At 68.8% G+C, this 24,777-nt stretch carries 26 protein-coding genes and 1 pseudogene; 13 read left to right on the top strand and 14 right to left on the bottom strand.

Annotated features, from left to right (window positions below):
• A pseudogene (locus tag D7V77_RS25515) lies at window positions 1-293 on the bottom strand (uracil-DNA glycosylase); the annotation flags it as partial.
• 225 nt (window positions 294-518) lie between these two features.
• Here D7V77_RS25515 and D7V77_RS25510 point away from each other — a divergent pair.
• Window positions 519-1,082 (top strand): NADPH-dependent FMN reductase, encoded by a 564-nt coding sequence (locus D7V77_RS25510; RefSeq protein ID WP_120578903.1) that lies wholly within the window; start codon window positions 519-521, stop codon window positions 1,080-1,082.
• Window positions 1,083-1,087: 5 nt separating this feature from the next.
• On the opposite strand, the gene D7V77_RS25505 is transcribed toward D7V77_RS25510, so the two are convergent.
• Window positions 1,088-1,879: a helix-turn-helix domain-containing protein gene (locus tag D7V77_RS25505; protein WP_304485879.1), complete on the bottom strand. Its 792-nt coding sequence runs from the start codon at window positions 1,877-1,879 to the stop codon at window positions 1,088-1,090.
• Window positions 1,880-2,026: 147 nt separating this feature from the next.
• On the opposite strand from D7V77_RS25505, the gene D7V77_RS25500 reads away from it, so the two are divergent.
• The 5 genes from D7V77_RS25500 (at window position 2,027) to D7V77_RS25480 (ending at window position 5,121) form a co-directional block, all read left to right on the top strand.
• Window positions 2,027-2,434, top strand: coding sequence for a hypothetical protein (locus D7V77_RS25500; protein WP_120578901.1), 408 nt, complete (start codon window positions 2,027-2,029; stop codon window positions 2,432-2,434).
• A gap of 72 nt (window positions 2,435-2,506) precedes the next feature.
• A complete protein-coding gene (locus D7V77_RS25495; RefSeq protein ID WP_120578900.1) occupies window positions 2,507-3,436 on the top strand; it encodes a hypothetical protein in 930 nt (309 codons plus the stop codon).
• A 27-nt stretch (window positions 3,437-3,463) separates the two neighbouring features.
• Window positions 3,464-3,940, top strand: coding sequence for an SMI1/KNR4 family protein (locus tag D7V77_RS25490; protein WP_120578899.1), 477 nt, complete (start codon window positions 3,464-3,466; stop codon window positions 3,938-3,940).
• Between the two features lie 158 nt (window positions 3,941-4,098).
• Window positions 4,099-4,638 (top strand): hypothetical protein, encoded by a 540-nt coding sequence (locus tag D7V77_RS25485; protein ID WP_233597223.1) that lies wholly within the window; start codon window positions 4,099-4,101, stop codon window positions 4,636-4,638.
• A gap of 15 nt (window positions 4,639-4,653) precedes the next feature.
• The gene (locus D7V77_RS25480) at window positions 4,654-5,121 is read left to right on the top strand and encodes an SMI1/KNR4 family protein (protein WP_120578906.1); all 468 of its coding nucleotides are present in this window, start codon (window positions 4,654-4,656) and stop codon (window positions 5,119-5,121) included.
• A gap of 13 nt (window positions 5,122-5,134) precedes the next feature.
• On the opposite strand, the gene D7V77_RS25475 is transcribed toward D7V77_RS25480, so the two are convergent.
• Entirely contained in the window at window positions 5,135-6,037 is a 903-nt protein-coding gene (locus D7V77_RS25475) for a LysR family transcriptional regulator (RefSeq protein WP_120578897.1), read from the bottom strand.
• Between the two features lie 115 nt (window positions 6,038-6,152).
• Between D7V77_RS25475 and D7V77_RS25470 the strand changes: the two genes are divergently transcribed.
• Entirely contained in the window at window positions 6,153-7,211 is a 1,059-nt protein-coding gene (locus D7V77_RS25470) for an SDR family oxidoreductase (protein ID WP_120578905.1), read from the top strand.
• On the opposite strand, the gene D7V77_RS25465 is transcribed toward D7V77_RS25470, so the two are convergent.
• Window positions 7,201-8,118, bottom strand: coding sequence for a LysR family transcriptional regulator (locus D7V77_RS25465; RefSeq protein ID WP_233597222.1), 918 nt, complete (start codon window positions 8,116-8,118; stop codon window positions 7,201-7,203). The two genes, D7V77_RS25470 and D7V77_RS25465, sit on opposite strands and share 11 nt — an antisense overlap.
• Window positions 8,119-8,202: 84 nt before the next feature.
• On the opposite strand from D7V77_RS25465, the gene D7V77_RS25460 reads away from it, so the two are divergent.
• A complete protein-coding gene (locus D7V77_RS25460) occupies window positions 8,203-8,667 on the top strand; it encodes an SgcJ/EcaC family oxidoreductase (protein WP_120578904.1) in 465 nt (154 codons plus the stop codon).
• On the opposite strand, the gene coaBC is transcribed toward D7V77_RS25460, so the two are convergent.
• From coaBC to D7V77_RS25435, 5 genes are all read right to left on the bottom strand, one after another.
• Window positions 8,653-9,870: a bifunctional phosphopantothenoylcysteine decarboxylase/phosphopantothenate--cysteine ligase CoaBC gene (coaBC, locus tag D7V77_RS25455; protein ID WP_120578895.1), complete on the bottom strand. Its 1,218-nt coding sequence runs from the start codon at window positions 9,868-9,870 to the stop codon at window positions 8,653-8,655. The two genes, D7V77_RS25460 and coaBC, sit on opposite strands and share 15 nt — an antisense overlap.
• A gap of 40 nt (window positions 9,871-9,910) precedes the next feature.
• The gene (locus D7V77_RS25450) at window positions 9,911-12,886 is read right to left on the bottom strand and encodes a carboxypeptidase regulatory-like domain-containing protein (protein WP_120578894.1); all 2,976 of its coding nucleotides are present in this window, start codon (window positions 12,884-12,886) and stop codon (window positions 9,911-9,913) included.
• Between the two features lie 110 nt (window positions 12,887-12,996).
• Window positions 12,997-14,289 (bottom strand): Stp1/IreP family PP2C-type Ser/Thr phosphatase, encoded by a 1,293-nt coding sequence (locus D7V77_RS25445; protein ID WP_120562662.1) that lies wholly within the window; start codon window positions 14,287-14,289, stop codon window positions 12,997-12,999.
• Between the two features lie 57 nt (window positions 14,290-14,346).
• Entirely contained in the window at window positions 14,347-14,859 is a 513-nt protein-coding gene (locus D7V77_RS25440; protein ID WP_120578893.1) for an FHA domain-containing protein, read from the bottom strand.
• Window positions 14,860-14,929: 70 nt separating this feature from the next.
• Window positions 14,930-15,550: a hypothetical protein gene (locus tag D7V77_RS25435; protein ID WP_120578892.1), complete on the bottom strand. Its 621-nt coding sequence runs from the start codon at window positions 15,548-15,550 to the stop codon at window positions 14,930-14,932.
• A 109-nt stretch (window positions 15,551-15,659) separates the two neighbouring features.
• On the opposite strand from D7V77_RS25435, the gene D7V77_RS25430 reads away from it, so the two are divergent.
• Window positions 15,660-15,854, top strand: a complete 195-nt coding sequence (locus tag D7V77_RS25430; RefSeq protein WP_120578891.1) for a hypothetical protein — start codon at window positions 15,660-15,662, stop codon at window positions 15,852-15,854.
• Between the two features lie 15 nt (window positions 15,855-15,869).
• Here the strand turns inward: D7V77_RS25430 and D7V77_RS25425 are convergent, their stop codons facing one another.
• From D7V77_RS25425 to D7V77_RS25415, 3 genes are all read right to left on the bottom strand, one after another.
• Complete coding sequence (locus D7V77_RS25425; protein WP_158624493.1) at window positions 15,870-16,487, bottom strand: DUF2716 domain-containing protein; 618 nt, start codon at window positions 16,485-16,487, stop codon at window positions 15,870-15,872.
• Between the two features lie 176 nt (window positions 16,488-16,663).
• Complete coding sequence (locus D7V77_RS25420) at window positions 16,664-17,203, bottom strand: hypothetical protein (RefSeq protein ID WP_120578889.1); 540 nt, start codon at window positions 17,201-17,203, stop codon at window positions 16,664-16,666.
• 112 nt (window positions 17,204-17,315) lie between these two features.
• Window positions 17,316-18,758, bottom strand: coding sequence for an RluA family pseudouridine synthase (locus D7V77_RS25415; RefSeq protein WP_120578888.1), 1,443 nt, complete (start codon window positions 18,756-18,758; stop codon window positions 17,316-17,318).
• Between the two features lie 144 nt (window positions 18,759-18,902).
• Between D7V77_RS25415 and D7V77_RS25410 the strand changes: the two genes are divergently transcribed.
• Window positions 18,903-20,273, top strand: coding sequence for an FAD-binding oxidoreductase (locus D7V77_RS25410; RefSeq protein WP_120578887.1), 1,371 nt, complete (start codon window positions 18,903-18,905; stop codon window positions 20,271-20,273).
• A 124-nt stretch (window positions 20,274-20,397) separates the two neighbouring features.
• The gene (locus D7V77_RS25405; RefSeq protein ID WP_120578886.1) at window positions 20,398-20,799 is read left to right on the top strand and encodes a VOC family protein; all 402 of its coding nucleotides are present in this window, start codon (window positions 20,398-20,400) and stop codon (window positions 20,797-20,799) included.
• Between the two features lie 4 nt (window positions 20,800-20,803).
• Here D7V77_RS25405 and D7V77_RS25400 read toward each other — a convergent pair whose 3' ends face one another.
• Window positions 20,804-21,262, bottom strand: coding sequence for a GNAT family N-acetyltransferase (locus tag D7V77_RS25400; RefSeq protein WP_120578885.1), 459 nt, complete (start codon window positions 21,260-21,262; stop codon window positions 20,804-20,806).
• Between the two features lie 174 nt (window positions 21,263-21,436).
• Between D7V77_RS25400 and D7V77_RS25395 the strand changes: the two genes are divergently transcribed.
• Together D7V77_RS25395 and D7V77_RS25390 are read left to right on the top strand one after the other, a co-directional pair.
• Window positions 21,437-21,994, top strand: a complete 558-nt coding sequence (locus tag D7V77_RS25395; protein WP_120578884.1) for a hypothetical protein — start codon at window positions 21,437-21,439, stop codon at window positions 21,992-21,994.
• An 85-nt stretch (window positions 21,995-22,079) separates the two neighbouring features.
• Window positions 22,080-23,798: a serine/threonine-protein kinase gene (locus D7V77_RS25390; protein ID WP_120578883.1), complete on the top strand. Its 1,719-nt coding sequence runs from the start codon at window positions 22,080-22,082 to the stop codon at window positions 23,796-23,798.
• 72 nt (window positions 23,799-23,870) lie between these two features.
• Here the strand turns inward: D7V77_RS25390 and D7V77_RS25385 are convergent, their stop codons facing one another.
• The gene (locus D7V77_RS25385) at window positions 23,871-24,761 is read right to left on the bottom strand and encodes a cupin domain-containing protein (RefSeq protein ID WP_120578882.1); all 891 of its coding nucleotides are present in this window, start codon (window positions 24,759-24,761) and stop codon (window positions 23,871-23,873) included.
• Window positions 24,762-24,777 lie beyond the last annotated feature (16 nt).

The following is a 24,777-nucleotide window of genomic DNA, read 5'->3' as shown; positions in this document are numbered from 1 at the left end:
GGACGGGGAGCGCCCAGGGGCTGCTTCATCGCGGCGTGCAGCGTGTCGCGCGACGGGGACTCCGCCGGGGGCCGGGGAGGCGTGGGTGCGGCGGCCGGCTCGGGGGCCTTGGTCCGGGCGATCATCGTGCGCACGGACGAGGCGGCGGCGCGCTGCTGCTGGAGCTCGGCGGCGACCTTCGCGTCGACGAGGATCGAGCGGCCCGCGGTCTCCTCCTGCCAGAGCAGGTGGCGGCGCACGTCCTGGAGCACGTCGGCCAGCTCCTGCATGGAATCAGGCGTGTCGTCGTTCACGGTGGTGGATCGGTATCGGAGGGACCGTCCCGGTGCAAGGAAGCAGCCGGGGAAGTTGCCTGTACGCTTAGCCCAGGGTCGGGGCTTGCGCCACCTTCCGGGCGGAGACCCCGGGCTCTGGTCGAATCAGGACACACCCCCGGCGTAACGCCCTTGGCCACCGGGCGGACCTGGGGAAGATGGCGGACGCTGGTTCCACGCCCTTTTCCCAGGAGTTCCTCGCACATGATCAAGGTGGCCATCGTCGTCGGAAGCACGCGGCCCGGACGCAAGGCGGACAAGGTCGCGGCCTGGGTCCACGACATCGCGAAGAAGCGCAGCGACGCCACGTACGAGATCGTCGACATCCAGGACTTCAACCTGCCCCTGCTGGACGAGCCCACGCCGCCGTCCATGGGCAAGTACACTCAAGCCCACACGCAGAAGTGGAGCGCGGCGGTGGAGGGCTACGACGCGTACGTGTTCGTCACGCCCGAGTACAACCACGGCACGTCCGGCGCGCTGAAGAACGCTCTCGATTACGTCTACAAGGAGTGGAACAACAAGGCCGCCGGCTTCGTGGGCTACGGAAGCGCGGGCGGCGTGCGCGCGGTGGAGCAACTGCGCCTGGTCGCCGCGGAGCTGCAGATGGCCACGGTGCGCGCGCAGGTGCAGCTGTTCCTCTCCACCGACTTCGAGCACTACACCGTCTTCAAGCCGGACCCGGCCAAGGAGAAGCAGGTGAACACGCTGCTGGATCAGGTCGTGTCCTGGGGCACGGCGCTGCGCACGGTGCGCGTGAAGCCGTAACGGCTTCAGGTGTCCTGGCGGGCCCGCTCCGTGGCGGCCCGTCTCAGCGCCTCGGCCGTCTCCGGGTCCGCGGGGAAGAACGACTCGATGGCCAGCTCCGCGAGCGTGATGTCCACGGGCGTGCCGAACACGGTGATGGTGCCGAAGAACGACAGCGTCCCCAGCGACGTGCGGATGCGCAGCGGCACCACCACGCCCGCGAAGTCGCGCGCCTTCGCGTCCGGTGCGGGCTCCGGCACCGGGTAGCCGCGCAACTCCTCCAGCAGCGCCGCGAGCGTGGCATCCCCGGAGACGTCCACCTGCCGGGCCAGGCGGTGGAGGACGTGGTCGCGCCACTGGCGCAGGTTGTCGATGCGGGAGGCCAGCCCCTGGGGGTGCAGGCTCAGGCGCAGGACGTTGATGGGGGGCTCCAGGACCTCCGGCGCCAGGCCCTCCATCAGGATGCCCACGGCGCGGTTCGCCGTGACGAGCGTCCAGTGCCGGTCCACCGCCAGCGCGGGGTACGGCTCATGGCCCGCGAGCACCAGTTCCACGGCCTCGCGAGTGGCGCTGAGGGCGGGGTCGTCCAGGGGGCGTTCGGCGAAGACGGGCGCGAAGCCCGCGGCGACGAGCAGGCTGTTGCGGTCGCGCAGGGGCACGTCCAGTTCCTCCGCCAGGTGCAGCAGCATGTCGCGGCTCGGCTGGGAGCGGCCGGTCTCCAGGAAGCTCACGTGACGGGTGGAGACCTCCGCGCGCAACGCGAGGTCCATCTGGCTCAGCCCGCGCCGCTGACGCCAGCCGCGCAGCAGTTCTCCCACGGGGCGGCTCTGCTGAAGGCTCGTCATGGCGGGGAAGATAGGGGGCGCACGTCATCGCTTCCATTCCCTCGGAGGTAATCGACGCCGCGCGCCCGGCCTCGCATCTTGTGCACCGTTTCATCCATTCCACTGAAGGGAACGTGTGCAATGAGCAAGACGAACGTGTCGGGAAGCCTGTTGCGCCGCGTGCTGCTGCTGGACGGAGTCGCCAGCGGGGCGACGGGCCTGTTGGGGGCGCTGGCCGCGGAGCCGCTCGGGGCGCTGACGGGCCTGGATCCGGCCATCCTGCGCCCGGCGGGGCTGGGGCTGGTCCCCTTCGCGCTGCTGCTGGTGTACCTGGCGTCGCGGGCCACCCTGCCCGCCTGGCCGGTGTGGTGCGTGGTCGCGATGAACGTGACGTGGGTGGTGGACAGCGTGCTGCTGCTGACGCACGGGCCCACGACGCCCACGGGCCTGGGGGTGGCGTTCGTCATGGCGCAGGCGCTGGCGGTCGCGGTGTTCGCGGCGCTGGAGTACGCGGGCCTGCGGCGCGGTGCGACGGTGGCTACGGCCTGAGTGTCCGGTCCGCGCGGCCCGGGCGTCACGCCGTGCCGCGCGGACAGGCTGGCATTGTTATCGTGGCGGGACATGGCTTCCTTCGCGCGCCCGTGGCTCTTCATCATCGTCCTGTCTTCCAGTGTCATGGGCTGCGCCACGATGGGCGGCCTGTTGAGCCGGGACCTGGTGTCGCTGCGTTATGGTTGGCCAGAGCAATCCATCATGCGGGTCGTCCACACGGTGGACGTGCGCACGGACTGGAGCGACCGAAGGACAGCGCAGCGTCGCTTCACGTTGACGCTGGGCCCCGCGGATGCGCAGGGCGCCCGGCGACTGGGCATTCACGATGTGGAGGTGACGGAGGCCCCCTTCCCTGCCTTCGTGGAGCCCCTGGCCACATCCATCATCGACGCGCAGGGAGACTTCCAGGGGATTGATTCGCTGGAGGACGGACCCGGCCTGGAGTTGCTGGAGGCGCTGCCGCTCAGCCCCCGGAAGAAAGCCCAGATGACGAAGGCGCTCACGAATGGCTTGGAGCGGGACGCCCGCGACCGGTGGAACCAGTGGGTGGGCAGCTGGCATGACGGGCGTTTCAAGCCGGGGAAGCTGGAGGTCATCGAATCGACGATCGCCGTGGGCACCGGGCGCAAGAGTTCCGAAGAGGTGCCCGCGGAGGACCGCCAGCAATTGGACGTCGGCGTGCCCTGCTCCGACTCCGTGCCTGAGCCCAAATGCGCGAGGCTGCACGTCGTGCGCGAGCCCGTGGGCCAGAAGGATGACACGCAGGGCCGCTACGCACGGCTGGAGTTGGAGCTGGTGACGGATCCATCGACGCTGCTGCCGTACTCATCGCGGCTCATCCGCATGGATCGCGTGAACTGGGCAGCCGAGGGTGAATCGCCCGACTACCACGAGGCCGTGCACGTGGAGCAGTACACCTTCCTCCACGGCGTGGATGCAGTGCCGGGACAGGTCGCGGCAACGGGCTTCGGTCAGCTCCTGCCCACGGTTGAGAAGTAGCTGCGGGTCTCGGACTCAGGAGTGACCATGTCCATGAAGAGCCTGCTCGCCGAAGTCTCGCAACTCCATTACCCCCGTCCGCCCGCCACGCTCCTGCAGGTTGCGGCCTTCGAAGCACGCATGGGCTGGAAGTTGGATGAGGACCTGCGATCCTTCTATCTGCACTGCAACGGGGCAACGCTCTTCGCCCCACTCCCGGACGTGAACTACCACCTGCTGCCGTTGGAGCGCATCGAGCGAGCCAGCGTTGCCATCCGAGGCAGCGAAGAGGACGTGGACGGGTCTCCGTCGCATTTCACACTGGTGGACATGCAGGACACCAACTTCGTCATCCTGGACGTGGCCACGCCAGTGAACGGCTGCTACCCCCTACTCGACGCGTTCCACGAGACGTATCCAGACGAGGCTCCACGGATCGCGGCGTCCTTCGAGGAGTTCCTGGAGAAGGCGCTGCGCAGCGGTAACCGCTCGTTCTGGCTGAGCGACGGACCGTTAGAAGAATAGGAACTGTAGTGTGCCCGTTTGGCGGACAGGCTCTTGCTGCGCTATCACGCGCCGTCGTGATTGCAATTCCGCCCATTCGACATGCCGCTCTTGCAGCCATCGTCCTTGTCTCCACCGGATGTGGCTCAGCAACTGTCTCCGCAGGGGGCAGGCCCGCCATGGCGAAATGGGTGAGCCCCATCGTCCGGACACCAGACGGAGGGCAACTCAGGACGACCATCTATTACGGGCCCTGGCAGTGCAACGCGGAGTTCATGTCCCGCTGCGAGTCGAAGTGCTCAGCCCAGGGTCATGTCCTGATGGGCTGCATGTGGCTGGCCGACATCAAGGGGGATTGGCAGGGACGCTACCTGTTCATGCCTGCGGAGGCAGGTGGGCGTCTGGCCATCACCCACTGCTGCTGTGACTACCCGACCGTGTCGAATGGCCGACAGCTGAGGGAGAAGTGGAAGAACGCCCGAGAGAGCTTCCGCCGCGACTGGGCCTCCGAATTCGGAGAGTGGCCGACAACGAACGGGGCGAACTGGCAGGGCCATCACATCTTCGACCTGGCACACGGAGGCCCTCCAGTGGCGCCTGGAAATGTGCTCCCCGTGCCGCAGGACGTACATCAGGTCTTCAACGACGAATACCCCGCTTGCTACGCGCCTGGCGGCAAGTGGCTCACACCGGGCCCCGCGCGGCCGTACGTGGATTGAGGAACTGCCGTGTCCATGGACAGCCTGCTGGCCGAAGCCTCCCGACTCCACTTCCCTCGCCCTCCAGCCACGCTCGCACAGGTCTCTGACTTCGAGGCGCGCTTGGGGTGGAAGCTGGATGAGGACCTGCGTGCCTTCTACTTGCATTGCGACGGGTGTGATCTCTTCGTTTCGTCGCCGGACACTCGCTTCCGCATTCTGCCGCTAGCGCAAATCATGCGAGCGCGCGTCGCCATCCGAGGCAAAGACAGGGACGAGGCCGGAGCAGCATCCCTCTACACGCTGGTGGATATGCAGGACTCCGACTACCTCGTCCTGGACGTGGCACGGAGCGAGGCTGGCCGCTATCCCCTCTTCGACGCGTGGCACGAGACGTTCCCCGAGCTGGTGCCTGTTGCATCATCTTTCGGCGAGTTTCTGGAGAAGGCACTGCACAGCGGCAACCGCGCATTCTGGCTGAGCAGCGGTCCAATGGAGGAGTAAGGCCTTACCCAGCTCAGCCCATGCCCACTTCGGCGAAGTAGTCCAGGAACGCCCGAATGCGCGCCGGGAGGTGCTTCGTAGGCTCAAGGAACACCGCGAGGAAGGCGACGGTGTCTCCCGGGTTGCGATCCTCCAGCACCGCACTGAGCCGTCCGGCCTTGAGGTCGTCGCGCACCTGGAAGGCTGCGATTCGAGCGAGTCCTGCCCCCGTGAGCGACAGGTGCCGCAGCGCTTCGCCGTCGCTCGCGAACAGGGTTCCGGAGACGGGCACGTTCACAGTGGCGCCACGTTCCAAGACAGGCCAGTGCTCCAACGCGGGCGTGTGACTGGCTCCCATGCGCGCATGCCGCTCCAGGTCCGCGGCTGACTTCGGCGTGCCCATGCGTTTCAGGTACGCCGGTGACCCCACGATGACCTTGCGCGTCTCGCCCAGCCTTCGCGCGACGAGGTTGGACGATTTGAGCGGGCCCGCACGGATGGCCACGTCCGCGCGATCCTCCAGCAGGTCCACTATGTGGTCCGTGAGCCCGATGTCCAGGCGGATGTCCGGATAGCGGGCCTGGAACGCCGGCACCTGAGGCAGGAGGACGTGCGTGCCGTACGGCACGTTGGTGTTCACGCGCACGCGGCCCGAGGGTGCGTCATGCGACGTGACACCGCGCTCGGCGGCCTCCAGTTCCGCGAGCACCTGCACGCTTCGCTCGTAGAAGACGCAGCCCTCGGAGGTGAGCTGGAAGCCCCGGGTGTTTCGGTGGATGAGCCGCGCACCCAGGCGGGCTTCCAGCCGCGCGACGAGCTTGCTGACCGCCGACGGCGTCATCCGCAACGTGCGCGCCGCGGCTGAGAACCCCTCCTGCTCCACGACACGGACGAAGACCTCCATCTCTCCAGAGCGATTGATTTCCAGACGCGCCATTGAATTGAACTCACAAGCCTTGTGCCCGGGGCGGCTCTACCTCGTGACAGGGCACGCGGATACTAGACCCGTGCGGCCCGGAAACGGATCCACCTGGGGCCGCATGGAGAACCCCATGTCTTCCCCCAAGAACGTGGCCCTGGTCGTCGGGGCCAACGGAATCGCTGGCCTCAACCTCATCGAACATCTGGAGTCGCTCGGCGGCTGGGAGGTCATCGGCCTGTCGCGGCGCGGAGGCGAAGGACGTGCGGGTGTGCGCTTCATCTCCGTGGACCTGCTCGACGCGGCCGACAGCCGCGAGAAGCTGAGCGGCCTGACGCAGGTGACGCACATCTTCTACGCCGCCTACCAGGACCGGCCCACGCCCGCGGAGCTGGTGGCGCCGAACGTCGCCATGCTCGTCAACGTGGTGAACGCGGTGGAGCCTGTCGCCAGGAACCTCCAGCACATCAACCTGATGCAGGGCTACAAGGTCTACGGCGCGCACCTGGGACCGTTCAAGACGCCTGCCCGGGAGACGGATGCTCACCACATGCCTCCCGAGTTCAATGTGGAGCAGCAGGACTTCCTGGAGCAACGGCAGCAGGGCAAGGCGTGGACGTGGTCCGCGCTCCGCCCATCCGTCGTGGTGGGCTACGCGATGGGCACGCCGATGAACGCGGGCCTGGCCATCTCGGTATACGCGTCCATGTCGAAGGAACTGGGCCTTCCGCTGCGCTTCCCCGGGCCGCCGTCCGCGTACGACATCCTCATGGATGTCACGGACGCGAGGCTGCTGGCGCACGCCATGCTGTGGGCGGCGACAAGCCCGAAGGCAGCCAACCAGGCTTTTAACATCAACAATGGAGACCAGTTCAGGTGGAGCGAGATGTGGCCGAAGATCGCCCGCATGTTCGACCTGGAGGTGGCCCCTCCCCTGCCCATGTCCCTGGTCGACGTGATGGCGGACAAGGCTCCGCTCTGGGACAGGATGGTGGCGAAGCACGGGCTCGCGCCCCATCCGTACACGGACATCAACCCCTGGCGGCATGCCCAAGGGGTGTTCTCCTTGAACTTCGACTTCCTCGCGGACCCATCCAAGGCGCGCCGCCACGGGTTCCCGGGGCACATCGAAACAGAGACGATGTTCCGCGAGGTCTTCGAGGACTACCGCCACCGCAAAGTCATTCCCTGAGCGCTTCGACCACGAGCGAGCGGAAGTAGCGTGCCCCCGGGTCCGCATCCGTCCGGGTGTGCCAGATGAGGGACTTGGTCATGCGCGGGGAGGGAAAGGGCATCTCCACCGTGCGCAGGGGCAGCATGTCGCAGAAGGCCTTGGCGACGCGGCGGGGCACTCCCGCGATCAAGTCGGAGCGGGCCGCCGCCATCGCCGCCGCGAAGAAGTGCGGGACGGCGAGCCCCACCTCCCGCGTGAGCCCGTACTCCTTGAGGATGCGCGCGTGCTGCTGGTGTCCGATGCCCGGACGGCCTTCCGCGAGGTGCAGGTCGATGTGTTTCGACGTGTTGTAGAGCGCCTTCGTCAGCGTCTTGCCCCGGATGCGCGGATGGTCGCGGCGCACGAGCAACACGGCGTCATCCGTGTACAGCGGTTCGGCGTGGCACCCAGGCCCCGTGGCCTCGGGTGGCCCCAGCGCCACATCCACCAATCCTGTGGTGAGGCCATCCCGCTCCACGAGGTAATCGATGCTCACAACGCGCAGGAGTGCGGCAGGCAGACGCTTCGCGAACAGCGCAGCGAGCATCGGCACGTCGGAGACTCCGTGGTGGTCAGCACCCGCCACGGTGAAGGTCCGCGTGCATGTCTCCGGCTTGAAACCCTGGCCTCCCTCCAACGCCAGCTGAAGCTGGGCCACGGCGGACGCGACGAACGGCCGCAATTCCTCACACCGGGGCGTCGGCACCAGCCCTCGCCCGCTGCGCACCACCAGCGGGTCGCCCAACACATCACGCAGCCGGGCCAGCGCATTGCTCACCGCTGACTGCGTGACATGAAGCTCCCGCGCCGCACCGGTCGCGCTGCCGGACTCCAGCACCGCGTGCAGCACGAGGAACAGGTTGAGATCGATGGCGGAGAGATTCACAGCTGTGATTCTAACCATCATGGACCATCACTGGTGGAGAGAGTCCCAGAGGCCGTAGTCATGGGCGCAGAAAGCGAGGCCCACATGTCTTCCGTCACCTTCAACGAAGCCGCCGCCATCCGAGAGCGCATGCAGCGGCTCTACGAGTGCGGGAACCAGGGCGACGCCCAGGCATATGCCGCCTGCTTCACGGAGGACGTGGACTACGTTGCCTTCGATGGCAGCCACATCAAGGGACGGCAGGCCAACGCCGAAGCCCACCAGGCCCTCTTCGACGGTATCCTCCGAGGCTCCACGCTCGACGGCGAGGTGAAGTCCCTGCGCTTCCTCGCGACCGACGTAGCGCTGATCCACACCGAAGGCGTCATCAAGCTGCGCTGGCAGCGCAAGGCTCCCAAGGGACGCCGCTCCATCCAGACCATGGTCGCAGTGAAGCGTGAGGGCGTCTGGTTCTTCACTGCCTTCCAGAACACCCGCATCCAGCCGCCCAACGCCTTCGCGCGCCTCATGCTGCGGCTGATGACACCGAAACGCTCAGCCGTGCGGTGACACGAGCAACAGAGACAGGATCTCCCCCGCCACCGCGCGCTTGCTTCCCTGCAGCTCCCGGTCCGGGCCACTGCGCGAAATCACCGTCACCCGGTTCGTGTCCGTCCCGAACCCCGCGCCCTCCGCGGTGACGTCGTTGGCGACGATGGCGTCCAGCCCCTTGCGCTCCAGCTTCTCGCGCGCGTGCTCCACCACCCGCTCCGTCTCCGCCGCGAAGCCCACCAGCACCGGCCGCTTCGCCTTCCCCGCCACCTTCCGAGACGCCTCCAGCAGCACATCCGGCGTACGCACCAGCTTCAGGTTCTCCGGGCCCTCGCCCTTCTTCACCTTCTGCGGCGCGCGCGCCTCCGGCCTCCAGTCGCTCACCGCCGCAGTAGCAATGAACGCGTCCGCGGACTCCACTCGCGACAGCACCTCGCGCGCCATGTCCTCCGCGCTCACCACGTCCACCACCTCCAGGCCCGTGCGGTCCACCGCGCCCACCGGGCCCAACACCACCGTCACCTTCGCGCCCAACGCCCGCGCCTCGTGCGCCAGCGCCATGCCCATCTTCCCCGTGGACGGATTGGAGATGAACCGCACCGGATCCAGGTACTCGCGCGTGGGGCCCGCCGTCACCAGCACCGTCTTGCCCGTGAGCGGACCGCCTCCCAGCCGCGCCGCCACCGCGGACACGATGGCGCCCACGTCCGCCAACCGCCCCGCGCCCACGTCTCCACACGCCAGCATCCCCGCGCCCGGCCCCACCGTGCTGAAGCGCGCTTCCTTCAGCAGTGACTCCACGTTCTCCTGCGTCCGGGTGTTCTCCCACATGGCCACGTTCATCGCGGGTGCCAGCACCACTGGCCCCTTGAACGCCAGCAGCGACGTCGTCACCGCGTCCCCGCCGAAGCCCGCGCGAATCTTCGCGATCAGGTCCGCCGTCGCGGGCGCCACCACGTAGAGCTCGCCCCAGCGGGCCAGGTCCAGGTGGCCGAAGTTCCCCTCCTGCGCCGGGTCGAAGTAGTCCGTGAGCGGCGGGTGCCCCACGAGCGCCTGGAAGGTCAGCGGGGTGACGAACTGGCGTGCGGCCTCTGTCATGGCCACCCGCACGTCCGCTCCCGCGCGGCCCAATTCACGCACCAGCTCGCAGGCCTTGTACGCCGCGATACCGCCACCCACGCCGACGATGATCCGGCGACCCTTCAATGCGGATGCGTCCATGCGGCTTCATTACGCGCCAGCCAGCCCGGTCGCAACACGACTACCGCAGGGACACCTCGCCCTGGGTGGGAACGTCCACCGAGCGCACCACCGGGCCCGACCCGGGCATCTCCGCGTGGAAGTAGCCCCACACCAGCGTGTACCTGCCCGGCCGCAGCCCCTGCACCACCACCCGCTCCGACATGGGCTGGTACACCAGCTGCGCGAAGCTCGAGCGCAACAGCTCCGTGGGCGGATTGCCCACCGAGCCCACCTCCCCCGGTACCACCCACAGCGCCTTGCCCCGCTCCGGCTGGATCAACACCGTCACGGAGCCCGTCCCCGGCACCGGGCCCAGGTCCAATGTCATGTCCGCGCCCGCCACCTGCACCACCACCGCCGGCTGGCCCGCACCACGCCCGCCCACCACGAAGCGGTAGTTGCCCGGCGACAGGTCCGCGCTGTAGCTGCCATCCGCGCCGGTGATGAGCGACACCGACTCGCTGCGGTCCGCGTTGAGCCCCTCCACCTGCGCGCCCGCCGCGGGCTTCCCGTCCGCCAGGTACACCCGGCCCTTCAGGTGCGTCGCGGGCTTGAGGGTCAACTCCACCGGCGCAGTGCTGCCTCGCGGCACCTCCTGCGTGCCGCTCACCTTGCCCTTGCGCGCGGACAGCGTGAAGCGCGGCACGAAGGGCGGGCTCGCCAACGTGAAGTTGCCATCCGGCCCGGACAGCACCGACCCGTCGCACACGTCGCACGTCACCACCGCGTCCGGCACCGCACCACCCGACGCATCCCGCACCCGCCCGGACACTGACGGCGCCTTCACCAGCACGATGTCGCCCATGTCCTGCGGCGTCGCGGGGCGGTCCACCACCTGCGGCTCGTACCCCGCCGCATCCACCGCCACGATGAGCCGGTCCCCCGCCGTGGACAGCGGCAGTTCGAAGCGGCCATCCGGGCTGTTCACGTCGTGTTCGTCCATCCGGAAGCGGCGCACCGGCTGGCCCGAGTCATCCACCACGCGGCCCCGAAATGTCGTGCGCCGGCGCATCTTCACCTGCACCGGCGGCCCGCCCGGCTTGCCCTGCGGCCGCTCCATCGGCTCGTAGCTCGCGTGGCGCGCCTCCACCACGTAGGTGCGGTCCGGCCGCAGCGCGCGGAACTCGAAGTGGCCGCTTGAATCCGACTGCGTCGGCTCCGCCACGCGCGGCGCCACGCTCATCGCCGCGCCCACCACCGGCTGGCCGTCCTCGTCCACCACGTCGCCCGTCAGCTGCGCGCCCGCCTCCAGCTCCACCGTCACCTGCTGCTTCCCACCGTCCTGCACCGTCACCGACTTGGGGCTCGACGGCAGGTACTCCGGATGCGACGCCACCAGTTGGTACGTGCCCGGCGGCAGGCCCCGCATGGGCACCACGCCGTCCGGCCCGGAGGGGCGGTCGCTGCGGAAGATGTTCTCCGGATCCGCCCACATCGTCACGTCCGCGCCCTCGACCCGCCGGCCGCCGCTCGTGACCGTCACGTCCGCGCCGGCCTTCGCCTCCAGCGACAGCGTCACATCCGTCGCGGGCGCTGACGCCTGCACGCTGCCGCCACCCCATTCCGAGTGGTGCGCGTGCAGCGTGTAGAGCCCCGGCATGGGCACCTGCGCAGTGAAGTGGCCATCCTCGCCCGCGTTCACCACGCCGCCCGTGGGCTGCACCAGCACGGACACTCCCGCCGCGGGCCGGCCGTACTCGTCGATGACCTGCCCGCTGATGACCGTGGCCTTCGCCAGCTCCAACTCCAGCGGCGTCTCTCCCGGCGCCACGCGCGCGGGCAGCTGCGCCGCGGTGAAGCCCTCCGCCTGCCCCTCCAGCACGTACTCGCCCGGCGCCAGCGGCCCCAGCTCCGCCAGGGCACCGGTGGGCACCGCGTCGCGGCGGATGAGGTCGCCCGCCACCGTGCGCAGCAGCAGCTGCGGGTTGGGCACCGGCTGGCCCTCCTCGTCGACAATCGTGACGAGCAACCGGCCCGCGGCCTCCAGCACCAGCGTCACCTGCGTCACCCGCTGCGACAGCGTGAGCGTCTGGGGCGCGGAGCCGAAGCCCGGCGCCTCCGCCGTCACCACCACCTCATCCGGGTACAGGCCGTTGAAGCGCACCGGCCCGCCCTGCGCCTCCGTGTGCTCCTCGCGCGTCAGGTGGTCGCCACGCAAGCGCACCGTCGCCGCCGCGGGCGCCCCGTCGCGCAGCACGCGCACCTCCAGCGTGCGCGAAGGCGTCAGCTTCAGGCGCAGAGGCTGCGAGTCCGCCTCCACGTGCTGCGCCACCGCGGGCTGGAATCCCTCCGCGTCCGCGAGCACGTAGAAGGGGCCCTCGCCCAGGCCCGACAACGTGAAGGCCCCGCCCGCGCCCGCCACGGCCTCGAAGGGCAACGGCACCTTGCGCGACACCGCGCGCACGCGCGCCCCGGGCCTCGCATGGCCGGAGTCATCCACCACCGTGCCGGTGATGCTCCGCAAGGGCGGCAGGTACAGCTCCACCGCCTCCCCCGGCGCGGCGCGGTCCTTGAGCGCCACGCCCAGTCCCGCCGAGCGCGCCCACACCGTGAAGGACACGCCCGCCAGGTGCTCGAAGCGGAACTTCCCCTCCGCGTCCGTACGCACCGTGGCGCGCGCCGTGAGGAAGCCCTGCTGCTGTTCGAAGAAGGCCCGCGTGTGCAGCGCCGTCTCGTGCGCGGTGCAGGCCAGCAGCGCCAGTCCGCACTCGTCGCAGCGCACGTCCGCCAGCGTCCGCTCCGCCGAAGCCGCGAGCGACACCTCCGCGTCCGCCACAGGCCGGCCGTTGCCGTCCAGCACTCGCCCGGTGAGCGTCAGCCCCTCCTGCGAACCAGACGACACCGCCACCGCGTTGAAGGCGGGCATCCCCTGGCGGATGGAACTGGCGGAGACGGGCGAGACGGGGCGCGCGGCCGGAGTACCCCACCGGGGCCCCAGCACGATGGCGGCGAGCGCCAGCACGGCAGCCACCGCGATGAAGACCCATTTGCGCATGTGTACGCGGCCGGGACCTTACTCCCAGGCCGGCCCCCCAACGACGGTTTCCCCCGGGAAATTCCAGAGCGTCCTCTTGAAGACGCCCCGGGGGTCGGTGGAGTTCCCGCTCAGTCCTCCGCGAACGGCTGGATGGCCTGCGCCACCGCCAGCTCCTGCCGGGCCTCACTCAACTCCGAGTTGGTGGCGCGCAGCCGGTCGCTCAGCACCTGCACGAAGCTCCAGAGCATCTTCACCGCCAGGATGGCCTCGCGCTTCATCAGCCCCATCAAGTCAGAGCGGGCGATGACCATGGTCCGCGTGGGCTCCGTGGCGCGCACGGTGGCGGAGCGGGGCGCGTTGTCGATGAGGCCCATCTCGCCGAAGTGACCGCCCGAGCGCAGCTCCGCGATCTCCACGCCGTTCTTCTCGATGGCCACCCGGCCCCGGATGACGACGAAGAGCTCCTCGCCCGGCTGCCCCTCCACCACAATCTCCCGACCCGCCGGGTAGGTGCGCGTGGTGGCGATGGACAACACCGCCGTCTGCTCCTTGTACGTGAGGTGGCGGAAGAGCGGGATCTTCCGCAGCGCCTCCATGCGCGACTGCGCCTCGCTCGTCTCCTCGCTGGCGAGCGCCGCGCTGTCGCCGGCCACCTTCACCACCACCGCGGTGATGTTGTCCTTGCCGCCGCGCTCGTTGGCGATCTCCACGAACTTGCGCGGCAGGTCCCCGGGCTGCAGCCCCGCGACCAGGGGGAGGATCTCCTCGTCCTCGACGTAGCCGTGCAGGCCGTCCGAACAGAGGAGGAACACGTCGCCCGGCATCAGGTCCACGATGAGCGTGTCGACCTGGACGGACTCCTGGATGCCCACCGCGCGGGTGATGACGTTGCGGTACTGCGAGGTGGCGGCCTGCTCCTTGGTGATGGTGCCGGCCTTGAGCTGCGCGGCGACGAGCGTGTGGTCCTCGGTGAGCCGGTGACACTGCCCGTGCCGCACCAGGTACACGCGGCTGTCGCCCACGTGGCCGATGACGCCCTTGTTGCCGCCCACGGCCAGGCACACGAACGTGGTGCCCATGCCTCGCTTGGAGGCGTCCGTCATCGCCGTGCGGTAGATGTCCGCGCACGCGCGCTGCACCGCCACCTCCACGAGCGCGGCCGCGGCGGAGCGGCTGTCCGCCGTGGGGTTCTGCGCCAGGTCCTTGAGCAGGTGCCGGTTGGCCGCGATGTGCTGCTTGACGACCTCCGTGGCCCGCGCGCTGGCGACTTCACCCGCGGCGTGTCCGCCCATGCCATCGGCGACCATGAACAGGCCGAGCGACGCGTCCACCATCATCGCGTCTTCGTTGTGTTGCCGTTTCCGGCCGACATCGGTCAGCCCGAAGGCTTCTGTGGTCAAGGCCACCGCGAACGCTCCCATCCGTGCCTAGAGGGTGACTCCGCACGTTATGCAGGCCGCCGAAGACGTGGCAAGACTTCAGGATTGTAGCCGCACCGACAGCAGGCGCGCGAAGCCTCCGGCCGTGTAGAAGCTGACCTCCACCTGGCCGAAGCGCAGCCGCATCCCGTCCTCCAACGCCCTGGGTTTGCGAGCCAACAGCCGGCTCCCGACCACGTACGAGCCGTTCTTCGAGCCCGCATCCGTCAGCCGAAAAGCGGTATCCCCCGCGTCCCGGGAAAACCACGCGTGAAACCGGGACACACTGCCGTCATCCAGGACGACGTCGTTGTTGCTGGTGCGCCCCACGGTGATGCCCCGGCCGAAGGCGTTGCCCTGGGACTTGAGCAGCGGGAAGACGATGGGTTCGTCCTGACCGAGCGTCGGAGGACCGGCGTTGGTCACCGTCCGCACGGGGTACTCCTCCAGGTCGGAAGGGGTCACCGCGCCCAGGGGAGGCGTGAAGAGGAGGAGACCCGCCGGGAGTCCCCGTTCGAACTCCTCGCGGTTGCGCAGGTAGCGCGCGACGTGGGCACTGAGCAGCTCGGCCATGGACGTGGAAGCGGCGCCCTACCCGCACCGGCAGGCGGGGCCGCTCTCGCTCATGGAGTGTACCGCGCCCCTACCGCCAATCCGCGAAAAATCCGATGTTAACGCCACCCACGAAGTCACGCGCGAAGCTGCGGTTCTTCAGGCCGAAGGGCTCCGCGTAGCTCAGGGCCAGGCCCACGCCCACGTCGCGCGGCAGCTGGTAGCCAATCTGGACGCGGCCCTGGACGGTGCCCGCGACGCGGCGGTCCGGGGGCTGGGTGGTGAAGTGGGCGCCGTAGAAGGTGGGGCCGCCCGTCACCTGGAAGCCCCAGTGGGCCTTGCCCGGCAGGTGGTTGCGGTAGCCGAATCCCAGCTGCGCCGTGTGCTCGTAGTAGGAGGACACCGGCAGGTAGAGGTTCCGGTCCGCCAGCGCGCTGTCGGGCAACGACGCCGCCCACCCCACCCCACCCTCCAGGACGGCGATCCACGCGTCCTTGCGGTCCTGGAAGATGGTGAACTCCCACTGGATGCGCAGGTTGGGGATGATTGCGCCGTTGTTGATTTGAGTGCCCAGGAAGATGCCCCGGGGCAGCCAGGCGGGCGTGGGCGACACGTGGCCCCGCAGGTCCAGGGCTTCGCGCGACTGCGCGGCGGCGGTGGTGGAGACCAGGGCAAGCGAAACAACCAGCAATGCGCGAGCGAGGTGGAGCATGACCTCTATCCACCGTGGCAGCGCGCACTTGTCAACGAAGTGTTCCCTTGGCTATGACACGCAACGCCCTTCCTGCCGTCGCGGGAGGTCACCAGGAGCGGAACACCGAATGCCAGTCGTCACGGTCCGGGCCAGCAGCAAGCAGGGTCCGGCACAGCTCGACACGCTGGTCCGCAAGGTCACGCAGAAGACGTCGGGGCTCCTGGAGGAGAACGACCGGGTGCTGGTCGTCTACGGCGAGGGGCGCGCCAACCTCTACTACGAGGGTGAGCCCCGCCCGCGCACCGTGCCCCGGCCGGCCTGACGTTCCGGCTTCCCCTCAGTCGTCAGGACCCAACCTGCGCGCGCGCTGAAAGAGCGCCGGCGGGTTCCGTTCCACGGCGGCGATGAGGCGGTGTCCCAGCAGCTCGTAGGTCTCCGTCTCGATGGGGCCTCGGCCCGGGGCCTCCAGCCCGTCGAAGTTGCCCACGCGGTAGCGCGCGGCGAAGACGAAGTGGAAGTCCGGCGGCGCGAAGAGGTGCTCCGGGTCCCCCGCCGGGTGGACGTCCATGGCCCAGCGCGGTTCGAACGACGGCGGGTGGATGCCGCGCTCCACGCGCTCCATGTGTTCGCGCGTGTAGAGCCCGGTCATCTCCTCCAGCGTCGCGCCGGTCTCGAAGCGGACGTGCGGGTGGAGGCGGTAGCAGGGGTGCTGCGGATCCAACGCGTAGAGCCAGCCGCCGAGCGGGGTGAGCTCGCGGAACACGCCGAGCATCCGCTCCGCCAGCTCGCGGTAGAGCTCCAGGCGGACGTCGTGCTCCAGGCGGAAGAAGTCCTCGCCCACGACGAAGCGCACGCAGCCCTCTTCCGAGGAGGGCCACGAATGGTCCAGCGCGTGGCGCTCCGCATCGCCCGACAAGGGCATCCAGGCTTCGGCTTCCAGATTGAGTTCGAGCACGACCCCTGCCCCCCACTTCGCGAAAGCCAGGGTATGCGCGCAACGCAGGAATCGCGCAAGCACCTGACGGGAGGGGTCAATGCATGGCATCCGACGTCCGCCGCGACGAGGACCGGATGTGGAAAGCCGCTGGGGCCCGCCACACCCGGTGTCGCGCGGTGGACGACGGGAGTGCATCAGGGCAGCGCCACCTCATTGCCCAGGAACGTGTAGCCGAAGGACCCCACGCGCGTGCCGCCGCCCGCCGCGAGCTCCTCCCGGGTGCCCCGCTGCACCGTTCCGGAGTAGTCGATGGTCAGCTGCTGGTTCTCCACGCGACCCGTGCCCAAGCGGAACTGCAGCCAGAGGTTCTCTCCCAACTCCGCGGGCACGGGGCACGCGAGGATCTGATCCGGGCGCACGTCGCGCAGCAGCTCGAACTCCACCTCGCCGCCTTCCGCACCGGGCCCGGCGACCTTCCCCATGTAGCTGGCGGAGAGGGTGCACAGCAGCTGGTTCATCGAGATGATGGCTTCATCGTCGTTGTAGACGCTGAAGCCCACGTCCAGGTCGCCCTCGGCCACCTTCGCGCCGGTGTCGAGTTGGAGATCCAGTTCGTACGTCCCCTGGTACTTGCGCTTGATGTCGTCCTCTCCGCAGCCGGTGAGCGCCGTCGCGGCCAGCAGCAGGCCCGCGATGATGGACTTCGAGCCGGAGTTCTTGCGTGCGTAGGCCATGGGATTCCTCTCCAAGGTAGGGGTGTCTGTTCATGAAGGGCCTTCCCGCCCTTCCTTTTCCCTTGGTCGCCGCGAGCCTTTGAATTGATCAAACAATTCACGCCGCCAGACTTCAAAACGGCGCGGGCGAGGTGAATAACAGACGCTCGCCCGTGCGTGGATGCACGAAGGTCAGCGCGTCGGCATGGAGCATCAGCCGCGCGTCCTCTCGTCCAAAGCGCGCGTCCCCGGCGATGGGCAGTCCCAGCCCCAGGCGATGCGCTGCATGGATACGCAACGTGTGGGCCGGATGGGTCGTTGGAACGAACTCCACCCGGGTCCGGGCCGCCTCGCGCTGGAGGACCTTCCACGCGCTCCGGGTCCGCTTGCCGTGGCGGGCGTCCACGCAGTCCTCCAATGACGCGTGGGCCACCGGGCGCAGCGGCAGGTCGATGAGGCCCGAGTCTCCCTCCACGCGGCCGTCCACCCAGGCGACGTGACGGTGCTCCGCCTCGCGCTGGGAGAACTGGCGCTGGAGCGAGGCGCGGGTCTCCGCGTCCCGGGCGATGACGAGGAGGCCGGAGGACTCGGGGTCCAGTTCGTGGAGGGAGCTGGCGGAGGTCAGCTCCGGGAACCGGGGCTGGAGGCGGACGAGCACCGAGTCGCGCGTGGGCGCATGGCGTCCGGGGAGCGTGGGCAGCCCCTCGGGCTTGTCCACCACGAGGAGCCAGGGGTCCTCATGGAGGACGGGCGGTTCGGGTACGGCTGGCGCGGTGGGAGGCGGCAGCTCCACGTCCAATCCCTGCAACATGTACGGCAGCACCGTGCCACATTTGTTGTCACATGCCGGGTAGTACGCACCGGACTCCCTGCGGCCATCGAGCGGTGGCGCGCCCCACCAGAACTCCGCGAGGTCCAGGGGCGTCAATCCGTTGCGAAAGGCATACGCCAGCAACTTGGGCGCCGCGCAGTCACCGGCGCCACCGGGTGGAGGCTTGGGCGCGAACAGCGAGGCCAATGTCTGGGTTTCACCGCGCGCATTGGGAATGACATATCCCTGGGTCACCTGCCGCCACAGGGCCCGCGAACGTTCGGCGCGCACGTGCTCCACTTCCGCCAGGAGCGCCTCCACGTCGCGCAGTGAAGGCGCGTGTCCCTGCGCGCGCAGCATCTCGGCCTCCCGGGACAGCGCCGCATGCTGATGTCCCAGCGCGGCCAGATCCGCCTCTCCCTCGGGCCAGAACGCGTCGCGGGCCACCGGGTCGAACAGCGGCGGCACGAAGCCCTCCACGTTCCACGCACCTTTCGGCATCCCGGAGAAGGCGCTGAGGAACCCCACCCGTCCGTCGGGCGCCGCGACCACCAGCACGCCGAACATCTTGCCGCCGCTCGGCCGCCACAAGGCTTCGGTGTACGCGGGTTCCTGTCGCAGCCGCTGCTGGAGCGTCTCCGCCGCACGCAGCCCCCAGGGGCCGGGAGGCGCTGGATGGAAGGGATTCGCCAGCCGCGTGGGCAGCGGGCCTTCGAAGGACTTCAGGGTCTGGATGAGGTCCGCCTCGGCTGTTCGGGTCGTCATCCAGGCCCCATCTTCCCCTGAATCCATCCGCTACGGGGGACCTTGTGGGTGAAGCGGCTCCGGCTCCAAGGCAAGCTGGGGAGCCAGGGAACGGATGACGGGTGGCCGGCCCGGCGTTCATGTTCCAGAGCCTGGGAGGTCTTCATGACGGTCGACGTGGAGCGAGCGCTGGCGGAGGTGTTGCCAGCGGAGGCGGTCATCACGGATCCGGACGTGCTCGCGGCGCACCGGCACGACCAGGCGGAGTGGGCACCCTCGGGCATGCCGAGGGTGCTGGTGCGGCCCGCGTCCACGTCCGAGGTGCAGGCCGTGCTCCGCGTGGCCACGGCGCTGCGCGTGCCGGTGGTGCCTCGGGGCGCGGGCTCGGGCCTGTCGGGTGGCGCGAACGCGAGCGACGGCTGCATCGTCCTGTCACTCATGCGGATGAACCGCATCCTGGAGGTGGACCGTCGCGGCATGCTGGCCGTCGTCCAGCCCGGTGCGCTCAACGGCGCGGTGAAGGCCGCCGCCGCGGAGCAGGGCCTCTGGTACGCACCGGATCCCGCGAGCTGGGAGTTCTCCTCCATCGGCGGCAACCTGGCCACCAACGCGGGAGGCCTGTGCTGCGTGAAGTACGGCGTGACGGGTGACGCGGTGCTGGGGCTGGAGGCGGTGCTCGCGGACGGCACCGTGGTGCGCACTGGCGGGCGGACGGTGAAGAACGTGGCGGGCTACGACCTGACGCGGCTCTTCATCGGCTCGGAGGGCACACTGGGCGTCCTCACCGAGGCGACGCTGCGGCTCCGGCCCCGGCCGTCGAAGGCGACGACGCTGGTGGCCGCGTTCCCCACGCTCGTGAGCGCGGGCACGGCCGTCTGCGACATCATGGAGCGTTCACGCCCGTCCGTGCTGGAGCTGATGGACCGCACCACCGTGCGCGCCGTGGAGTCCTGGAAGCCCATGGGCCTGGACGTCGAGGCCGAGGCCCTGCTCATTGCGCGCTCCGACGCGGGCGGCGTGCAGGGAGAAGAGGAGCTGGCGCTGATGGTCGCGGCCTGCGAGCGGGCCGGAGCGACCTCCGTGCTGAGCACCGCCGACGAAGTCGAAGGTGAGCTGCTCATGGGCGCCCGTCGCTTCGCCTTCCCCGCGCTGGAGCAGCGCGGTGCCACGCTGCTGGATGACGTGGGCGTGCCTGTCGTGCGCATCCCGGAGCTGCTCGCGGCGGTGGAGCGCATCGCGGGAAAGCACGGGGTGCTCATCGGGACGTTCGGGCACGCGGGCGACGGGAACATGCACCCCACCGTCGTCTTCGACCGGAAGGATCCGAAGGCGCTCGCGAGGGCGAAGGAAGCGTTCGATGACATCCTGCACGCGGCGCTGGCCCTGGGAGGCACCATCACGGGCGAGCACGGCGTGGGGTCCCTCAAGCGCGGTTTCCTGGGCGCGCAGCTGGGGCTGGAGACGCTGCGCCTGCACCAGGCGATCAAGAGCGCGCTCGACCCGCTGGGCCTGCTCAACCCCGGCAAAGTGCTGTGATTCCAGCGGGTTGGCGGCGGCGCGGGGAAATAATAAATCCGGTGTCGATCCCACCGGAGCAGGTTCGTCGCGTGGATGAAGGCGACGTTCACTTCATCCCCTTTCTTCCGCCAGGAGATGCACCATGGGCACCAAGATCTTCGTCAACCTCCCCGTCGAGTCGCTGGACCGCGCGGTCGGTTTCTTCACGAAGCTGGGCTACACGTTCAACCCCCAGTTCACCGACGCCAACGCCACCTGCATGATCATCAGCGAGGACATCTACGCGATGCTGCTGGTGAAGCCGTTCTTCAAGGGCTTCATCAAGAAGGAGATCGCGGACACGAAGACGTCCACCGCGGCCATCATCGCCCTGACGGCGGAGAGCCGTGCCGCGGTCGACTCGCTGGTGGAGAAGGCGCTGGCGGCGGGCGCGAAGGAGACCAAGGAGAAAATGGACCAGGGCTTCATGTACCAGCGCAGCTTCGAGGACCTGGACGGCCACCAGTGGGAGTCCTTCTGGATGGACCCCGCCGCCTTGAAGTAGTCGTTCAGAGCGTGCGCTTCATGCCCTCGTGGCTCGCCACGAATCCCAGCCGCGCATAGAAGCGCTGGGCTTCGTGGCGCCGCTTGTCGGTGGTGAGCTGAATCAGGGTGCAGCCCCGGGCCCGAGCGCGCTCCATCGCCTCATTCATCAGCGCTTCCCCAATGCGCTGCCCACGCAGGTCCGAGCGCACGCGCACCTCTTCCACCAGTGCCCGCCGGATCCCGCCGCGGCCCAGGCCCGGGATGTACGTGAGCTGGAGCGTGGCGATGACCTGCCCGTCCTGCTCGCCCACGACGATCTCGTTGTTCGCGTCGGCGGTGATTTCCTTGAACGCGGCATCGACTGCGGGAGTGACCTCCTCGGCGTAACCGGTGCGCGAGCGCGCGATGTCGTCATTCGCGAGCAACTGGATGATGGTGGGCAGGTCCGAGGCGCGGGCGTTGCGGAAGGTGGTGGTGGGCATGTCCGGACATCCTAGAGGGGAGCGAACCCGATTGGGCTGTCCAAGCCACTGGTTCGGAGAACTCTCCCCCGCGCATGTGGCCGGCGACTCCGCCAGAGGGTCCTCTCTACACAAGCGGCAACCCGTGGCGCTCTGGGCCGGGAGCGCTCGTGCCGCTGAAAGAGAGCCCTCGAAGTGAACCGCTTTCTCCTGCTGGTGCTGTGCACCCTCCCGCTGATTGGCTGCGGGGATCCGGTGTCCATTTCGGCCCCCGTTGGCATCAACCTCAAGGCCAAGTCCTCGGACACCGCCAACGGCACCGTTACCTCGCAGAAGAGTATCGAGAGCGAGTCCGGCAACCCCTTCAAGGTCTTTGTGGATGATGCTCGCCGGGAACTGGATGGCCAGTCGCCCTCGCGCGTTGAGTTGAAGAGCCTCACCCTGACGCTGGGTGCCGGAAGCGTAGGCGTGGCCTCGCTCTCCGAGGTGTTCAACGGCCGGGTGGAGGTGCTCTTCCTCATGAATGAGTCCAACAACACCTATGCCGCTGGCCACCTTGCGGAGCCGAGCGGAAGCGGCCCTGTGGCGATGGAGGTGGATTTCGACTCCGAAGCGCTTCCGGATGCCGACTACCCCCGCTTCCTCGATGGCAAGTTCAACGTGGTGCTGCGCGGCTCCGCGGCCCCCACGTTCATGAGCAAGGGAGCCGACGTCGATTTCCAGACGACCTTCTCCTTCACCGCCTTCGAGTAGCTCGGCCGTTTCACCGCGCGTGCGTGAAGGAACCGACGACAGGTCAGCAGAAGATTCGCGCCGCTACTTGTTATCTTGCGCGCCCATGAATGAGCCCACGGCCGTGACGGATCTTCGCATCGGCTCGGTGTTGCAGGAGCGCTACCGCATCATCGAGCGGCTCGCCGCCGGTGGCATGGGCATGGTGTACCGGGGCGAACGGCTGGAGGTGGGCAAGTCCGTCGCCATCAAGTTCCTGCACGCGTGGGCGGCGCGCGATGACGACTTCCGCAAGCGCTTCCAGGTGGAGGCGCGCGCGATGAGCCGCCTCACCCATCCGTGCTGCGTGTCGGTCATCGACTTCGGCGTGGATCAGGAGTCGCCGTACATGGTGATGGACTTCGTCACCGGCGAGACGCTTCGGGCGCTGCTGCGCGACGGCCCACTGCAGCCGGCCCGGGCCCTGAGCGCCGTGCGGCAGGTGCTCGCGGGTCTGGCCCATGCGCACGACCAGGGCATCATCCACCGCGACATCAAGCCCGAGAACATCATCGTCACCCACGCCGTCGGACTCGGGGAGCAGGTGCGCATCCTCGACTTCGGGCTCGCCAAGTTGCGCGACGAGGTGACGGGCATCACGTCGGGGATGATGCTCGGGACTCCGTCCTACATGGCCCCAGAGCAGATCCACGGCGAGCCGGTGGGTCCGCCCACGGACCTGTACGCCACCGGCGTGCTGCTCTACGAGCTTCTCACCGGGAAGAAACCCTTCAACGCCACCAGCAACGCGGAGCTGCTGCGCATGCAGCGCGAGGTGACTCCGCCCCGGTTGCGCGACGCCGCACCTGACGCGGGCTTCTCCGCGGAGCTCGAAGCGACGCTGGCGAAAGCGATGGAGAAGGCCCCGGGGGCTCGCTTCCAGTCCGCCACGGAGTTCCTGGCCGCGCTCGAAGGGGCCGGGGCCGGTCCGGCGGTGCGTTCCGTGGCTCCCGTGGCAGGCGATGCCTCGGGGGAGCCGCGCTCCTCCGCGCCCACGCCGTCACGTCCCAGGGAGGAAGTGCTCGCGACCCGGAACGGCCGGGCGCAGCCCCGCGCGACGCCGGTGGACCTTCAGGCCGAAGCCCGCGCTCCGGAGCCCCTGCCGGTGGCTCCCGCGGAGTCCGAGGCCACGATCCGGTCTGGCCCCACGACGCCCCCGCCCGCCCGGAGCCGCTCGCGCCGGGTGGTGGGAGGCGCGGTCGTGCTCTCCCTGGCCGCGGTGGGCCTTGGCGGATGGGCGTTGGCCTCGAGGTCCGCGGGCCCGGCGCCTGTGTCCCCTGAAAGCCCGTCGCCCAAGCCCCCTGCAAGCGAGGAAGCACCGGCGGAGGCTCCGACGGGCGCCACAGCCTGGCAGCCCGTCGTGGAGCAGCTCCCGGGCATCGACGAGGTCCACCGGCTGATCAAGGCGCAGCGACGGGACGCGGCCCTGGCGGCGTTGAAGAAGCTGGCGGCGAAGTACCCGACAAGCGCCTATGTCCGCTACCTGGAGGGGAACGTCGACTTCGACAACCTCCGCTGGGTGGATGGCGTGGCGGCCTACCGGGCGGCGCTGCGCAATGACGCCGCGTACCGCAACGCGCCGGTCGTCATCCAGAACGCGATCGGATGCCTCGTCAGTGACCGGTTCCACGGCACCTGCCAGGACTTCCTCCGCAAGGACCTGGGCGAGGCCGCGGTGCCCTCACTGGAGGAGGCGGCCCGAGAGCACCCCATGGCCAGCGTCCGGACCCGAGCCGCGGCCCTGCTCCGCCAGCGTGACCGCGAGGCCACGGAGGGTTCACGCTGAGCCCCCGGACGGAGCAGCGGCGCAGCTTCGAGTCCTCGGAACCACTGCGGCGCATGCCGCCAGCGGGAGTGATTACGAACCTTGAGTCCCGGACACCGGGTAGTTGACCCACATCCGGCACTTCCAGCGGCCCTGCTCAAGGACAAAAGCTCGGATGTTCTCGTAGGCGCCTGGCCGGCCCATCAAGGATTCCCGGTCGGTCTCGACGGTATGCACCACGATGGACACGACCGCGCTGTCCGCCGTGAGATCGAGGAGCTTCAGCTCAGTCGATCCCCAACGATGGACAGAGATGCCCTTCCCGCCCGAGGGTGGTGGTTCCCGGAAGCGCTGAAGGTACTCGCTGAGTGTCACGATGGTGCCGTTGGCTCTCTGAAACACCAGGGACGGGTGCAGGAGGTCTTCCAGCGCTTGCAGGGCACGGGGATCGCCCGCAGCCTGGTTCACCCAACGGGGAATGTCGAAGTTCGCTTGAACGAGGACAGCAAGCTTCTGCTCGTTCGGCTCGGCCCCGTGTGCGGGCCCCCGAGCGAGCCGCTTCATGAAAGCCTCATCGCTCCGCTCGGGTGTCCACATGTCGTACTTCACGCCAGAAGCTCCAACGCGAACAGAGTGGGCGTGCCCGGCCGGGATCTCGATACAATCACCGGCAACGGCCTCCAGTGTTTGGCCATTGGCCACGCCCGTGAAGGCAATAGTTCCCTCCGTGACGCGCACCCATTCATCCATCTGGTGATAATGCTGCGGGAATTGACTATCTCCGGGATGTACAACCCCTTCACACCACCATGAGCCAAGGATTCGGCCCGGCAGAGAGCTAAACGACGAACCGTGATTCTCGAATGGTCTCAGGCTGCGCGTCGAGAGGGAGCGACGCGCAGCAGCGGACTTGAAGTCTGCTGCGCGTTGCGAGCTTCCAGGTAGGCATCCACCTCGGCCATGAGCGCCGACATCTTCTTGCACCGGTGGTTGCGGGTGA

The sequence above is a fragment of the Corallococcus sp. CA041A genome, assembly GCF_003612075.1.
Lineage (GTDB): Bacteria > Myxococcota > Myxococcia > Myxococcales > Myxococcaceae > Corallococcus > Corallococcus exiguus.
This window is presented reverse-complemented; position numbering and strand designations above follow the sequence as displayed.

What these genes read in the sequence shown, in the direction of transcription:
- D7V77_RS25510 (WP_120578903.1), top strand. Translation starts at nt 519, where the DNA reads ATGATCAAGGTGGCCATCGTCGTCGGAAGCACGCGGCCCGGACGCAAG.
- D7V77_RS25500 (WP_120578901.1), top strand. Translation starts at nt 2,027, where the DNA reads ATGAGCAAGACGAACGTGTCGGGAAGCCTGTTGCGCCGCGTGCTGCTG.
- D7V77_RS25495 (WP_120578900.1), top strand. Translation starts at nt 2,507, where the DNA reads ATGGCTTCCTTCGCGCGCCCGTGGCTCTTCATCATCGTCCTGTCTTCC.
- D7V77_RS25490 (WP_120578899.1), top strand. Translation starts at nt 3,464, where the DNA reads ATGTCCATGAAGAGCCTGCTCGCCGAAGTCTCGCAACTCCATTACCCC.
- D7V77_RS25485 (WP_233597223.1), top strand. Translation starts at nt 4,099, where the DNA reads ATGGCGAAATGGGTGAGCCCCATCGTCCGGACACCAGACGGAGGGCAA.
- D7V77_RS25480 (WP_120578906.1), top strand. Translation starts at nt 4,654, where the DNA reads ATGGACAGCCTGCTGGCCGAAGCCTCCCGACTCCACTTCCCTCGCCCT.
- D7V77_RS25475 (WP_120578897.1), bottom strand. Translation starts at nt 6,037, where the DNA reads ATGGCGCGTCTGGAAATCAATCGCTCTGGAGAGATGGAGGTCTTCGTC.
- D7V77_RS25470 (WP_120578905.1), top strand. Translation starts at nt 6,153, where the DNA reads ATGTCTTCCCCCAAGAACGTGGCCCTGGTCGTCGGGGCCAACGGAATC.
- D7V77_RS25460 (WP_120578904.1), top strand. Translation starts at nt 8,203, where the DNA reads ATGTCTTCCGTCACCTTCAACGAAGCCGCCGCCATCCGAGAGCGCATG.
- coaBC (WP_120578895.1), bottom strand. Translation starts at nt 9,870, where the DNA reads ATGGACGCATCCGCATTGAAGGGTCGCCGGATCATCGTCGGCGTGGGT.
- D7V77_RS25450 (WP_120578894.1), bottom strand. Translation starts at nt 12,886, where the DNA reads ATGCGCAAATGGGTCTTCATCGCGGTGGCTGCCGTGCTGGCGCTCGCC.
- D7V77_RS25445 (WP_120562662.1), bottom strand. Translation starts at nt 14,289, where the DNA reads ATGGGAGCGTTCGCGGTGGCCTTGACCACAGAAGCCTTCGGGCTGACC.
- D7V77_RS25440 (WP_120578893.1), bottom strand. Translation starts at nt 14,859, where the DNA reads ATGGCCGAGCTGCTCAGTGCCCACGTCGCGCGCTACCTGCGCAACCGC.
- D7V77_RS25435 (WP_120578892.1), bottom strand. Translation starts at nt 15,550, where the DNA reads ATGCTCCACCTCGCTCGCGCATTGCTGGTTGTTTCGCTTGCCCTGGTC.
- D7V77_RS25430 (WP_120578891.1), top strand. Translation starts at nt 15,660, where the DNA reads ATGCCAGTCGTCACGGTCCGGGCCAGCAGCAAGCAGGGTCCGGCACAG.
- D7V77_RS25420 (WP_120578889.1), bottom strand. Translation starts at nt 17,203, where the DNA reads ATGGCCTACGCACGCAAGAACTCCGGCTCGAAGTCCATCATCGCGGGC.
- D7V77_RS25415 (WP_120578888.1), bottom strand. Translation starts at nt 18,758, where the DNA reads ATGACGACCCGAACAGCCGAGGCGGACCTCATCCAGACCCTGAAGTCC.
- D7V77_RS25410 (WP_120578887.1), top strand. Translation starts at nt 18,903, where the DNA reads ATGACGGTCGACGTGGAGCGAGCGCTGGCGGAGGTGTTGCCAGCGGAG.
- D7V77_RS25405 (WP_120578886.1), top strand. Translation starts at nt 20,398, where the DNA reads ATGGGCACCAAGATCTTCGTCAACCTCCCCGTCGAGTCGCTGGACCGC.
- D7V77_RS25400 (WP_120578885.1), bottom strand. Translation starts at nt 21,262, where the DNA reads ATGCCCACCACCACCTTCCGCAACGCCCGCGCCTCGGACCTGCCCACC.
- D7V77_RS25390 (WP_120578883.1), top strand. Translation starts at nt 22,080, where the DNA reads ATGAATGAGCCCACGGCCGTGACGGATCTTCGCATCGGCTCGGTGTTG.